General features: G+C 47.8%; 14 protein-coding genes. 8 read left to right on the top strand and 6 right to left on the bottom strand.

Features of this window, described 5'->3' with window-relative positions:
- The first annotated feature begins 60 nt into the window (after positions 1 to 60).
- From typA to ccsB, 6 genes are all read left to right on the top strand, one after another.
- Positions 61 to 1863, top strand: a complete 1803-nt coding sequence (typA, locus tag SynA1825c_RS08350) for a translational GTPase TypA (protein ID WP_186468887.1) — start codon at positions 61 to 63, stop codon at positions 1861 to 1863.
- Complete coding sequence (locus SynA1825c_RS08345; protein WP_186468886.1) at positions 1860 to 2219, top strand: DUF309 domain-containing protein; 360 nt, start codon at positions 1860 to 1862, stop codon at positions 2217 to 2219. Before typA ends, SynA1825c_RS08345 begins: the two co-directional genes overlap by 4 nt.
- A gap of 108 nt (positions 2220 to 2327) precedes the next feature.
- Positions 2328 to 2729, top strand: coding sequence for an LptA/OstA family protein (locus tag SynA1825c_RS08340; RefSeq protein WP_255478327.1), 402 nt, complete (start codon positions 2328 to 2330; stop codon positions 2727 to 2729).
- Positions 2726 to 3454, top strand: a complete 729-nt coding sequence (gene lptB, locus SynA1825c_RS08335) for an LPS export ABC transporter ATP-binding protein (protein ID WP_186468885.1) — start codon at positions 2726 to 2728, stop codon at positions 3452 to 3454. The genes SynA1825c_RS08340 and lptB overlap by 4 nt, the downstream gene beginning before the upstream one ends.
- A 5-nt stretch (positions 3455 to 3459) precedes the next feature.
- The gene (locus tag SynA1825c_RS08330) at positions 3460 to 4617 is read left to right on the top strand and encodes an LptF/LptG family permease (RefSeq protein WP_186468884.1); all 1158 of its coding nucleotides are present in this window, start codon (positions 3460 to 3462) and stop codon (positions 4615 to 4617) included.
- A 42-nt stretch (positions 4618 to 4659) separates the two neighbouring features.
- Positions 4660 to 5625: a c-type cytochrome biogenesis protein CcsB gene (gene ccsB / locus SynA1825c_RS08325; RefSeq protein WP_370593736.1), complete on the top strand. Its 966-nt coding sequence runs from the start codon at positions 4660 to 4662 to the stop codon at positions 5623 to 5625.
- 179 nt (positions 5626 to 5804) lie between these two features.
- Here ccsB and SynA1825c_RS08320 read toward each other — a convergent pair whose 3' ends face one another.
- From SynA1825c_RS08320 to SynA1825c_RS08310, 3 genes are all read right to left on the bottom strand, one after another.
- Entirely contained in the window at positions 5805 to 6230 is a 426-nt protein-coding gene (locus SynA1825c_RS08320; RefSeq protein WP_186468883.1) for a hypothetical protein, read from the bottom strand.
- The gene (locus tag SynA1825c_RS08315) at positions 6227 to 6670 is read right to left on the bottom strand and encodes a hypothetical protein (protein WP_186468882.1); all 444 of its coding nucleotides are present in this window, start codon (positions 6668 to 6670) and stop codon (positions 6227 to 6229) included. Before SynA1825c_RS08315 ends, SynA1825c_RS08320 begins: the two co-directional genes overlap by 4 nt.
- 666 nt (positions 6671 to 7336) lie before the next feature.
- Complete coding sequence (locus SynA1825c_RS08310; protein ID WP_186468881.1) at positions 7337 to 7543, bottom strand: hypothetical protein; 207 nt, start codon at positions 7541 to 7543, stop codon at positions 7337 to 7339.
- Positions 7544 to 8467: 924 nt separating this feature from the next.
- Here SynA1825c_RS08310 and SynA1825c_RS13540 point away from each other — a divergent pair.
- Together SynA1825c_RS13540 and SynA1825c_RS08305 are read left to right on the top strand one after the other, a co-directional pair.
- A complete protein-coding gene (locus SynA1825c_RS13540; RefSeq protein WP_222929984.1) occupies positions 8468 to 8692 on the top strand; it encodes a hypothetical protein in 225 nt (74 codons plus the stop codon).
- Between the two features lie 1264 nt (positions 8693 to 9956).
- A complete protein-coding gene (locus SynA1825c_RS08305) occupies positions 9957 to 10349 on the top strand; it encodes a hypothetical protein (RefSeq protein ID WP_186468880.1) in 393 nt (130 codons plus the stop codon).
- A gap of 554 nt (positions 10350 to 10903) precedes the next feature.
- Here SynA1825c_RS08305 and SynA1825c_RS08300 read toward each other — a convergent pair.
- The 3 genes from SynA1825c_RS08300 to SynA1825c_RS08290 form a co-directional block, all read right to left on the bottom strand.
- Complete coding sequence (locus tag SynA1825c_RS08300) at positions 10904 to 11278, bottom strand: hypothetical protein (RefSeq protein WP_186468879.1); 375 nt, start codon at positions 11276 to 11278, stop codon at positions 10904 to 10906.
- A 320-nt stretch (positions 11279 to 11598) separates the two neighbouring features.
- Positions 11599 to 11793 carry a hypothetical protein gene (locus SynA1825c_RS08295; RefSeq protein ID WP_186468878.1) on the bottom strand — a complete coding sequence of 65 codons (195 nt, stop codon included), beginning with the start codon at positions 11791 to 11793 and terminating at the stop codon, positions 11599 to 11601.
- Between the two features lie 779 nt (positions 11794 to 12572).
- Entirely contained in the window at positions 12573 to 13466 is an 894-nt protein-coding gene (locus tag SynA1825c_RS08290) for a homoserine O-succinyltransferase (RefSeq protein WP_186468877.1), read from the bottom strand.
- Positions 13467 to 13477: the final 11 nt, after the last annotated feature.

Here is a 13477-nt window from a genome sequence, read left to right as displayed (position 1 = left end):
AGGTGCACCGGTCGCGCCGATTGGCGCCGTAGAGACTGCCCCCCCTTTTTTACCGACATCATGAGCGCCCAGCAAAAGGCGATTCGCAACATCGCGATCATCGCCCACGTTGACCATGGCAAGACGACCCTGGTCGACTCATTGCTGGCTCAATCAGGCATTTTTCGTGACAACGAAGCGGTGCCCACCTGCGTCATGGACTCCAACGACTTGGAGCGCGAGCGTGGAATCACCATCTTGTCCAAGAACACTGCTGTCACTTACAACGACACGCGGATCAACATCGTTGACACCCCTGGTCACGCCGATTTCGGTGGCGAAGTCGAACGTGTGCTCGGCATGGTGGACGGCTGTTTGCTGATCGTTGATGCCAATGAGGGGCCCATGCCCCAGACCCGTTTTGTTTTGAAGAAGGCCCTGGAGCAGGGCCTGCGTCCGATCGTGTTCGTGAACAAAATCGACCGGGCTCGAGTGGATCCAGAAACGGCCGTCGACAAGGTGCTGGATCTGTTCCTGGAGCTGGGCGCCGACGATGATCAGTGTGATTTCCCCTATCTGTTTGGCAGTGGTCTTGGTGGTTTTGCCAAGCCCGACATGAAGACGGATAGCGACAACATGCGTCCGCTCTTTGACGCGATTCTGCGCCATGTTCCGCCCCCGGTTGGAGACGCGGACAAGCCTCTCCAGCTTCAGATCACCACCCTTGATTATTCCGACTTTTTGGGACGAATCATTATCGGGCGCGTTCACAACGGTGTGATTAAGCAGGGACAAAACGCCGCATTGATTAAAGACGACGGCAGCGTCAAGAAAGGTCGGATCAGCAAACTGCTCGGCTTTGAAGGCTTGCAGCGGGTGGAAATCGAGCAAGCGTCTGCAGGTGATCTGGTGGCCGTGGCTGGCTTTGACGACGTCAACATCGGTGAGACCATCGCTTGTCCGGATGAGCCCAAGGCTCTGCCTCTGATCAAGGTGGACGAGCCCACGCTTCAGATGACCTTCGTGGTCAATGACTCACCGTTTGCGGGTAAGGAAGGCAAGTTCGTTACCAGCCGACAGGTGCGTGATCGTCTGCAACGGGAGCTGCTCACCAACGTGGCCCTGCGCGTGGAGGACACGGATTCCCCCGATCGTTTTGCGGTCAGTGGGCGTGGTGAGCTTCACCTCGGCATCCTCATCGAAACCATGCGACGTGAGGGTTACGAGTTTCAGGTGTCTCAGCCTCAGGTGATCTACCGCACGATTGATGGCACCCCTTGTGAGCCGGTTGAAACACTCGTGATGGATGTTCCAGAAGCGGCCGTCGGCAGCTGCATCGAAAAGCTCGGAACTCGTAAAGCTGAGATGCAAAACATGGAAACAAGTGCTGATGGTCGGACGCAACTCGAGTTTGTTGTGCCTTCTCGCGGACTGATCGGATTCCGCGGCGAGTTCATCCGTGCCACACGCGGTGAAGGAATCATGAGCCATTCCTTCTTTGAATACCGTCCGATGTTGGGTGAATTTGAGACCCGCCGGAATGGTGTGTTGATTGCTTTCGAGGAGGGAACAGCCACGTTCTACGCCTTGAAGAACGCTGAAGATCGCGGTCAGTTCTTTATCTCTCCGGGCACCAAGGTCTACAAGGGCATGATCATCGGCGAGTACAACCGTCCTCAAGACTTGGAAATTAACGTCTGCAAGACGAAGCAGCTCACCAACATGCGATCTGCCGGAGCGGAAGAACTCGACACACTCCAGGCTCCTGTTCAGATGACGCTGGAGCGAGCACTGGAGTACATCGGCCCTGGTGAGATGCTCGAGGTCACCCCTGAATCCATCCGTCTGCGCAAGCTGCCGGCTAAGAAAATGGCCAAGCGTTGAATCTGGTTGACGATCCCCGATTCTCTCAAGCCCTGGAGTTGTTCAACTCCGGGGCTTGGTACGAAGCGCATGATGCGTTCGAAGAGTTATGGCATGAACAGATGGATCCGGAGCGAAAGTTGCTTCAGGCCATCGTTCAAATTGCTGTGGCGCACGTTCATCTGGAGCGAGGCAACACGCGTGGCTGCACGATTCTTCTGGGTGAAGGCCTCGGTCGGCTCAAGCCCTCGTTACCGGTCGCACTTGGTCTTGACTTGACGGCGCTTCAAAGCGTGGTTTCGGATCGCTTGTCTGCACTGCAATCCGGCCAGGACCCGGAGGTTTTTCCGCCACCCCGCTTGCTTCCGGTGACCTGATTTCGTGGGACGATGCTGCCACGTTCGATCATTTGGTCCTTGGTCGTGTCTCTTTTGTTTCCACGATCCATGACCACGCTCCAGAGGTTCTCAGCTCTGATCGCTGGAGTGACGATCTCCTTGGTCGCTGCAGCCGGAGCACAGGAGCTCCCTGTTTCCGAAGGTTCCGCTCCGGCTGACGACGGGCTGATCACCATCGAATCCGATAGTCAGAGTGCTGACAATGTCACCGGAGTGGTGACGGCGATCGGCAATGTGCGCATTGTGTACCCGACCCGCGGCATGGTGGCCACATCAAGGCAAGCCCAATACTTCAGTCGAGAAGGACGATTGGTGCTGAGTGGTGATGTGGATGTTGTTGAGGGTGATGGCAATTCCATTAGAGCTGAGCGTCTCACCTATGACTTGAATGATGAACGGGCGTTCGCCATGCCCAGCCAAGGTGGTCAGGTGCGTTCAACCATGATCATTCGCCCCAATAACTCGGCGAGGACTCCTCTCACGCCATGAGTCTCAGCTTGAATCGTGTGTCGCTCACTTTGGGTGGGCGCCCGTTGGTGAAGGATCTCACACTCACTCTGGAACCTGGTGAAGTGATTGGTTTGCTCGGCCCGAATGGTGCAGGCAAAACCACGAGTTTCAACTTGGTGATCGGTCTACTGAAACCTGATCAAGGTGAAGTGCTAATGGATGGACAGCCGGTGGCCAGCTTATCGATGCCACAACGAGCTCAACTCGGCATTGGATACCTTCCGCAGGAACCAAGCGTGTTTCGCCAGCTCACAGTGCAAGACAACCTGGAGTTGGTGTTGGCTCAGAGTGGATTAGCCCGTTCACAAACCCGAGAGCGACTGCATCAATTAATCGATGATTTCCATCTTGAGCCGTTCCTGAACCGTCGAGGCTTTCAGCTCTCGGGAGGTGAACGTCGTCGCTGTGAAGTGGCCCGTGCTTTGGCAGTGGGTCTTGAAGGCCCTCGGTATTTGCTGCTTGATGAACCGTTTGCCGGTGTTGACCCCCTGGCGGTGGCTGACCTGCAGCAACTCATTCATGCGCTGAGGCAACGCGGAATGGGGATTCTGATCACGGATCACAACGTGAGGGAAACACTTGCCATCACAGATCGGGCTTATATCCTCACCGACGGCAGCATTTTGGCGTCGGGACTTTCTGAGGAAGTGGCTGCTGATCCCTTGGTTCGTCGTCACTACCTGGGCGAGGGATTTCAGCTGTGAAGGAGATGTGGTTGCAACAGATTCGTGCTTGGAGGCGACGAATTCCGCTGCTCGATCGCTGGTTGCTCGGTGAACTGATTGGGCCTCTGCTGTTCGCCGTTGCTGCTTTCACGGTGGTATCACTCTCTTTGGGAGTGATGTTTGAGCTGGTCCGAAAGATCGTGGAATCGGGCTTGCCGGTTCTGATTGCTATTCAGGTGCTTTTGCAGCGCTTGCCCAGTTTTCTGGTGATCTCATTCCCGATGGCCACGCTGATGGCCACGTTGCTCGCCTACAGCCGTCTTTCGGCCAACAGTGAGTTGACGGCTTTGCGCAGCGTCGGTGTGACAGCAACGCGCATGATTGTTCCAGCGATGGTGCTGGCCCTGCTGATGACCAGCCTCACCTTTGTTTTCAATGATGTGGTGGTACCTCGAGCAAACCGCGCCGCGGAAGTCACGTTGCGCAGAGCTCTGGGTAAAGCGGTGGCGACGGAAAAGGGCGACAACATCGTTTATTCCCGCTTCGGCAGGGTCGAGCAACCCGATGGTTCCACCAGCAAAGGATTGGTTCAGTTGTTTTATGCCCGTCAGTTTCGTGATGGGACGATGAACGGCGTGACAGTTCTCGATTTTTCTCGCCCTGGATTCACGCAAATGCTGGTGTCTGAGACGGCGCGATGGAGCAAACAGGATGCCAAATGGGAATTTCTCAATGGTCAGATCCTGACCCTCACGCCATCGGGCAGTACCACTTCAGCCGATTTTGACCGCTACCTCTATCCACTCAGCGCAGCACCGATTCGGATTGCCAAGCTTCCGAAGGATGCCAACGACATGACTGTTGCCGAGGCTCTGCAGGCTGAACAGTTGCTGCGACAGGCTGGTGATATCAAGGAAGCACGGCGTCTCCAGGTGCGGATTCAGGAGAAATTCACGTTGCCGACGGCGTGTCTGGTGTTTGCTTTGATCGGGGCCAGTTTGGGTGCCAAACCCAACAACCGCACCAGCCGTAGTCAAGGATTCGGCATCAGTGTCGTTCTGATTCTTGTGTATTACGTGCTGAGCTTCAGTTTCAGTTCCCTCGGAGTGAAGGGCACGCTTCCACCGCTTCTGGCTGCCTGGTCTCCTGTATTGATCTCGCTCGCGGGTGGAGGATTCCTACTGAGGCAAGCCAGCCGATGACGAAACCCTGCAGAATTAGAGGCATCTACTTCTCCAGCCCTGGTGTCTGATTTGGGATTCACCGGTCTTGAAGCGTTTGTCTCTGAGCCAGTGTTATTACTCGGTTTGCTGGCCTTTGGGCTGCTTCTGACGGCTCTTCCTTGGAGTTTCTGGGCGCTCTCCAACGGACAAAGTTCTAGCGCTGTGCGCTCGTTAATTGCTCTCTCGAATTTGCTGCTCACCGCTCAGCTGATCTTGCGTTGGTGGCAGTCGGGGCATTTCCCGATCAGCAACCTTTATGAGTCGCTGTGCTTCCTGGCCTGGGCCTGCACCCTGACGCAGTTGTTGGTGGAACGCAACTGGCCGTCTCCCTTGGTCGCGGCTTCGGCGACACCCATGGGTTTGGGATGCATTGCTTTTGCCAGTTTTGCCTTGCCAGATCAGCTTCAGCAGGCATCCCCACTGGTGCCTGCACTGCGCAGCAGCTGGCTGGTGATGCACGTGAGCGTGATCATGGTGAGTTACGCCGCTTTGATGGTTGGCTCGCTGTTGTCGGTGGCAGTCCTGTTGATCGATCGCAATCAAGCGCTTGAGCTGAGAAGCAGCTCGATTGGTACCGGCGCTTTTCGTCGTTCGTCTCTCCTCAGCACGGATGGCGGTGTGGCCATCCAAAACCCTGAAGCTTTCGAATTGTCGTCAGTTGCATTCAGTCGCACTGAACAGCTCGACAGCCTCAGCTACCGCACCATCACCGTGGGGTTTTTGCTGTTAACGGTTGGGATCATCAGTGGCGCTGTCTGGGCCAATGAGGCCTGGGGCAGTTGGTGGAGTTGGGATCCTAAGGAAACCTGGGCTTTGATTTGTTGGCTTGTTTATGCGGCTTATCTGCACACGCGTTTGAGTCGCGGCTGGCAAGGTCGCCGTCCTGCGATGGTTGCCTCAGCAGGTTTGGTTGTGATCTGTGTTTGCTATATCGGTGTCAATCTCCTTGGTATTGGATTGCATAGTTATGGCTGGTTTTTTGACTAACGGATGAATACTGGGTTCTCCATCTACTTACCTTCTGCCTACCTCTTCAGGAGTATCAGCGTCACGATGAAATTGAGCGCCTTGGAGGCACCTCACAGTCGCTAAGAATCTTGGATTAACCATGTCGCGCAGTCAAGCATGAAAGTGCTCGTGAGGCGCTCTTACTCAAAGGCTTCGTCCTACTCTGCCTCGTATCCAGTATTTGATGTTTCGCAAACTCCTCTCAATTCGGCGGTGTATTCAAAACTGTTGTCAACCGATTTTGCACTGGCACGACTAACAATCCTTCCTGGTGGATCAAATGAAATTTCGGTAGTCATGGTTTCCGTCAACATCTTTTCTTCGTCGTAATCCTCACTAGTTTGAAAAATCACTCCATTCTCTATCTTCACCTCATAGGTTTCATCGATATATGCCAAGTCAGTTAATATTTTATTCTTCAAGTCCACCTCGTAATAAATAACATGATCCTTTTCTCCTTCTTCTGGATACGGACTAATCATATTGTACTTAATTTTAGTGTCGCACTTCAGATAAAGGAAGTCATCAGCAACGACAGGTGCAGCTGAGAGGAGTAGAGCGCTGAGGAGAGGAGTGAGTTTCATTTGCTTGACTCATAAGCAGATGCATCTGATGCCTCGCAACGACCTGCAAGATCAGCGGTGACTTCAAAACTGTTGTCATTCGCTCTGATGGTGCTTCTTCCAGAGATCTTTCCTGGGGGATCGAAGGCAATTTGGGTGTCGACAAAGTTTACATTCATCGTTCCTTGCTTGTATCCCTCAATTTGTGAAAAAATCATTCCATTGAATATCTTCACAACGCTTGAGCCCTCTGGATCATCTGAATCAGTCAACAATTTCTTGAGCAAATCAATTTCGTAATGAATAATGGTATTCTCAATCTGTTCATCCACCACTACTTTCTCGATTAAATCAATTTGCTTGTACTGAATCGTAGCATCACATTTTAGATAGACGAGGTCTTCAGCTGAGGTGGGAGACGCTGTGAGGAGTAGAGCGCCGAGAAGGGCAGTGAGTTTCATTTCCGCACGTGGGTGAGCTTGAAAGCACCTGTCTGGCATCCACCTTAGTTGAACCGGTGGTAGTTGGTACCTGTGGCACAAGAGAAGGCGAATCCTGACCTCTGATAGGTGCGTGTGTAAGGCAGTTCTCGCGCCATTCTGGTTGGAGTGGCGGGTTTCGGATCAATGCCCTGTGTCTGAATCAGCACTTAAGTGATCTGGGTGTGACGTTCTAAATGCTGACTTTTTCAATGGTTACCAATTGGGTGAGCCACTTGGGACAGCAAGATGGCGTTCTGTTAGCGATCGCAGGTGCAAAAGAGTTTCGTGTTTCTTTGTTTTATGTCGTAGTGGTTTCAAAGAATTCCAAAACAAAGCCAACTACGTATCTGGTTTACGTTTAAGTCATTAACTCTAATTATATGGACTTGTCTTCATATGGCATTGTGAATACAGGATATCTTGTTTCTAATCTTTTTGATGCGCATTTGGGAGCCGCCGCTAAGAATTACTGGAAACTTAATTACGATTGCAGCATCGTTCTTGCGGAGATCTAAAAGATTCAATTTGATCAATTGTTTCAATCGTTGTCTCGGTGTTCATGATGTGAGAGGGTGATCGGACAGATCGGACAAGCGTGGGTACCTCCATCCATGGGTGTCGTCATAGCTACTACCCCTCTTACACCTAGTTGCAGACTGCAGAATTTTCTTCAAGGTAGTGTGTAGACCGAATATCTCCAAAAGAGGCTGCCTTCTTCCACTCAGCGCAGGCGTTAGCAACAAGCCCCTTCTCTGCAAAGAGAGATCCACGCTCTCTCAGAGCATCGGTGTCGTTTTCATCAAGTTCAAGGGTTCTTGTACGGTCAGTCATTGCACCATCAAGGTCTTTCATGTTGTACCCATGATTTCCCGATTAAAATGAAACTTTGGAATGTCAGAATTGATTTCAATGGCCTTGTTTGCTGTTCCAAGGCTTACTCGACAGCTTTTGCAGATGCGGCGCTTGATCGGAGCAATAAGGCCGCATGATTGTTGTATGCCCATGGATCGACAGTGCCTAGCTCTACTGCTGTATTTCATCCTTAGATCGACACAATCTTGCAATCTCTATCTTGTCTAATAGGCTAATCTAGAAATTGTATGACCTAGTGATGACTGATCGCAGAAAGTACTATCCACTCAGCAATCACTCCGAATCTCGTCATCGTTGTCCTCCTGGATACACGAAAATGCATCTTCTCAGGCGTATCCTTACGCCAAGTTTGGTTTGAGATTTTATTGATTCTAATCATTGCTAATCAATGTTACTCGATATTGTCTGCCTCTCGTTTGTTGTTTTTGTGCTTCTTAGTGGTGATGATATCTATCGTCGCATCTGTTTAATCGCTTTCTATTTTTATTTTCTTGTAGAATTTTGATAAAAATGCAGTCAACTCGTGTATGGATCCTATGCGCCACCTCGTCGCTGCCGCAGAGTGCCCTTGTTTGCGAATAAGATTTTGATATGAATAATTTAGTTAATTATGTGCAATAAGTTCTCTTGAAAATATCTTGTTTAGTTGATTATAGTTTCTGATTATTTGACTGTATGCCGGCTTAATCGATATTGGATACATCCCTGCATGTGGGTCTGTGTCACTGTTTATAGTCGTGTAATAACTTATCAATCTAATTTTAGTGTGGCTTCAGTTATTGAGCTCTGAATGATCGCTCCAAGATAATTTATCTTGAATCAAGATGGATGTATTGCCGGTTATCCCTATCCGCAGTCTTTGAACTGAGTCTTTAGATTTTCATCACTATAAAGAGAGGAGTAATGGATTTGTTCCAGCGAATGAGGGTGGTTGGCAGCGGTCTTGTCATTGCAGCCTATTTTATTACTTTGCATCTTGATGTTGTGACTGGTGTCATCGTTCACCTAACTGCAATGACAATCTCAGTTCCCTATTTCATCAAATCAAAAGCATGGGACGTCGTCATGATGATGATATTTCTGATGACAATTGGGACTGGCCGACTCATTACAGCAGCGTTTTCTTAACAGGCAGTTTTAACACCCTTTGTTTGCGTTTAGTATCATGGGTATACATTGTTTATAATTTCTTTCATATCACTTCGAAACGTACTAGTGCAACTATGGCTTGAAATACTCTAGTTTCGTTTAACTGATATGTTCGTTTCATGTGCCCTCCTGACTTATCCAGTCTCAAGTGGGGGGATGATGGGGAGTTGTCTCCGAACGATACATTGAACTTGGTTGAGAGGTTAAGTAAGGCAGAAGAAGGTTTAAGGCCGCAGGGCGAGTCGACACTTAATTCAAGTTCCATACTTGTGGAAGAATCAGACTGATTCTGTCCTTTGCGCCCATAATAGAATTAGCTGGCCTGTACGGTCTCGTTGACTTGAAGAGGTGTTGTTTACCTTATGGCTCGTATCTTTTTGAAGGCAAGTCGACTGGGCCTTAGGGCCTACTTGTACATCATTATTGTTTCTTCGCAGCCGCCTGTTGGACGTCTTCTTACGCCGTGAGATGGCTGAGACTATCTACTCTTTTTGTCTATCGTTGATCTTCACGACAACTACAGATGAGCTTATAAAAGATTTTATTCGTTCCAATGAATTACCTTTTCTCATAGTCTTCAGGTATAAACTTGATAAAAACCTTGTGTCGGACTGTCTAGTCCACCAGTGAAGCGTTTTCATTCGCTTTCAAATAGTTCTGATGGAGCTGTCCCTACGGCATCACCGGTTATCAGATAGCCGGTCGGTTTTGATATTGATGTCACTTCATCTCCATTTCCCGCAGCTCTAAGCATCTACTGAAGGCTGACGTTAGGGTATAATGATTTCCATTATAATATGTGGGGCTTGTCTGAAATTGGAGGTTAAGAATCAATCTCTCGGTAGAAGCAACTGTCAGCATAATTGTTATATTGATATTCAATTCTCCATGATTGGTTGTTGTAAGATAGTCTTTAATCTGCTTATGTATGATTTTCGTCAATCATAAACTCGTTTTTTTGGGCCTGAAGAAGTCTTCATGCACCTCTGCTGTTGTTGCATAGTGATTGGCTACTGGGCTACTGCGACAAACTCTTTATTTACAGTTTCTTTCTTGATGTTAATCGTGAATACACTGTCTTTCATTTGACTTTAACTTCATTGCTTTATTTCATTTGTCTTGTTACTGGTCACTCGACGTCGGTATGTTGTCATTTCGTCTATGATTCATAGTACCTACTTAGGAAATTAATTTTGGTTTGCTAACGGACCTCTATGGATCTACTTCGTATTTAATAAAAAAGATGTATCTTCAACGTTTTCCTGGTTTGTATCTTCAAAATACAGCCCATTCACTATGTTTTTCGTTTGTAACTTATACACCTCAAAGTAAAGAGCAGATGATTGCCTGTGGTGATTTGATGGAGCATGAAGAATATTTCAATCCTGTGATTTTTGATTTTTTACTCTTTGTTTCTGAAGGAATCCTTGGATGGCCAATTGCAGACTTATTTCCTATTGGATATGACGACGTTTCGATTGTTGCAGCGAGACAAAGGGGGTCAGGTGTTCAACATGAATATTTGATTAGAATTAAACAGGACCATTGGAATGAATCAATGGACTCAGCATTGACTTGTTTAAGAACATTGATGTCTGACCAATCGTGGAGAGGCCGACCGATCGACAACTTGTAACCCTGATTATCTTTGTGTGCTCACATCTAAGATCGCTTAATCTACAATGAATAGAAGTATTGGATATCAAGAATAGAGTATCGTAAATTAAAATTTAAAATGCTATTTTTAAGTTGTTTCTATAAATTATCTCAAAAGAGCTATGAACATCGCCAGGCATTTGCTTTGGATTGAATGCGTCAAAGCAAAAATAAGAAGATTACGATAAAGCTGGTTCCTATCAAAAAGAACTTGTCTGGTCCGTTATCAATATCAAACGGCTGGTGGGGTTCAGGGATCATGAATCTAGATTTCCTACCGACAATCTAGTCAATGGCTGATGTTCATTGTGGCTCTGCGACTGATTTTGGGTTCTAAGCGTGATGGAGAATCAGGTCGTTGACATCGCTAGTCATTAATTGAACGAGTCCTTCATGACAGGCTGATAAGGTTTAGCGATCAATCATTGATCTATTTCTAATGTGTTATTCCGAATCTTTTGCACGATTGTAATTCTTTTGGTGAATGTAGGCACTGATCTTGATCGTTAATACGATAAACCAACGAAAGTTCGTTTATGGTTTACCGCTTCTAACCCAATCTTTATATTTTTGACCAGGTTTAAACAACAGGATTAAAGCAATCACAAACGTATAGACATTGAGGAGAACTATTAGACCATTGACGAAAAACAGGTCGGTTGAGGGTGCGAATACAACAAAATGCGATAGAAATGTTGGGACAATCCACTTCCAATTGATACTAAGGTCGTTCGCACGTCGTATCTCAATCGGCGATATTGCTATCAGGCCAAGTATGGCTGTGATCATTTGTTCGAGTATTGATGGCTCTAAATCACCGTCAAACTGACTCCAATCATCAAATGTCATCCCATTGATTTGCCCTGTCGTCAGATATTCAATGCCATATACGATTATATTTCCCGCCAACAAGATCAGTACTATAATCAAGATGCGTGTAATGAATGAGAGGAAGTAACTTCTTCGCCCCATTTGTCCGTGAAAGTCAAGGCTGCGAATTAGCATCGTCTGAGAATCGCTTCCTTCAATATAGGTGTTTCTTAGGTTTCTGCTTCGACTTGGGGGATTCAATGAACAAATTTATTTGATCGCTCAATTGGTCTTTGACCTTTGCCCTAACTTTGATGTGTTTTCAATTTGAATTTTCCTCGGATCTTAGATCGTTATGTTCTGCGGTTATCAACCAATCCAATCATTGCTCGATGTTTTGTCGTTTGTTTCTGGTGTAACTAGCGGTAGCTGAAGTTTGTTTCTGAATTCCTGTGCAACCGAACGCGTTCTTCGGCCATGGCATCCAGCAAAAGAGAGATATAGCGGTCATCAACGCCGATATCTTGCTTAAGACCTTCCAAAAGCTGATTAATGGATTTAACCACTTCAGGGATTTGATGAGCAAGATGCTCTTGTGTTGGTGTGTACTTCACGCCAAAACCTTATATTTTGTAACTTTATCGCGTTAGCCCTAGTTTTTTTGTCACAAGGCCGACGTTTTGATGGCTGGTAACCACTATTCGTCCATCGGAAGACCCTCCTTTACGCCGATCTTGGTTGGGTAAGAGCGCGAGCGTTTGCGTGTTCCATCTAAGGCTTAGTGACGGCAGAGGTAAAACAGCTCTTTCATGCGATTTGGTTGCATCCGTAACTTTTTTCAAATTATTTAAGATAGATGCATTGACTCCGCGCCTCAACCTTTCATTAATTAAAGCTATCTTAGTTGCTCTCGTCCGTCATCGATGTCCCCTTTTGATCTGTCATCTTTAAAGTGGGAGGCCGATGGAGAGATGTCTGCTCAGGACACATTTGTTCTTGTCACTCGTCTGTCAAGAGTGGAGGAGCAGGCTAATGCATCGTGTCTTTTGCATCTGTCTTCGAAGCACAGTCATTCAAAGCGTCAGACCAAGTTCAGGTAATAATAAGCCCTTGATAATTATTTAATTGATTAAATTTGTTCAAAACCTCGATCCTCCTCACATCGCATTTGAAGTCTGAGTTTTTGATATTGGATAATAGCCTTTTCCCTTGTTAAATGTGGGAAAAGCTCCACTGCTTCACACTCATTGAGAGGTTCAAGAAGCCAATCTTCACTTGCGTTTGGTGCTATGTCTTTAGCTGATCGATCCCAACGAGGCTTGATCGGGATCCATTTGCTGATGGATCGTCTCCATTGATCAAAAAGTTGTAGAGGGTGATTCATTCCTGAGTTTTAGGCTTGGAAGCTTACGCGTTGATAGCAGAACCAGAGCCACTGCTGAAATAACAAATTGCGGTGGGATCTCCACAATGTTTGCGGATGATCTGCGTTGAAGTTTTCAGGAGGCGGTACGTCACCACGAGCCTTGTCGCGCTCCATTTCCGCCACAATCCTGCCCACTGTATATTCCGGGTGTCCAAGATGCATCAGCTGTCGTTGATCTGGGGTCTCGAAAATGGTGTATCCAACTGACTCACCATGGGCTAGCAATCGTAGTCTTCCTTGTCGCTCTGCGGCTTCCATGGCTGTATCTGGTAGAGCTGCATGCCGACTTTGTGGACACAGAAACTGATCATTTTGCGTCCCCATCAATGAATGACCTGGGACTAGGCTTCGCATCGGAAAGACACCAAATAATTTTTTATCCAGTGCAATCTTATTGACACCTGCCATGTACGCCATGGCAAATCCTGCCCAACATAAGCCCAGTGTGCTTGCACACATTTCTTTTGCTTCGTTGATGAGTTTCACCAGTTCTGGCCAGTAGCGTACGTCCTCAAATTCCAGGTGCTCAACAGGTGCACCGGTGATGATTAGGCCATCCAAAGGGCGTTCTGCATTGGCAGCTTCCCAACTCACGTAAAGCTCATCGAGATGAGATTGGTCCCAGCTCTTGTAGGCATGGGACTGTAGACGAATCCAGATTGGTTCAATCTGGAGCACTGATAGACCGAGGGGGTGCAGCAAATTAAATTCATATTGTTTTCCTAAAGGCATGATATTCAGGATACCGATTCGCAATGGTCGTATGTCTTGCCTTTCCGCTTGTTCTGGTTTGATCCAGGAGATTCTATTCCTCTCGACTGCGGTGATCTTGTGATAATTAGGTGGCAGGATCAGTGCCATTCAGTTGTACC

This window comes from Synechococcus sp. A18-25c (assembly GCF_014280035.1).
Classification (GTDB): domain Bacteria; phylum Cyanobacteriota; class Cyanobacteriia; order PCC-6307; family Cyanobiaceae; genus Synechococcus_C.
This window is presented reverse-complemented; position numbering and strand designations above follow the sequence as displayed.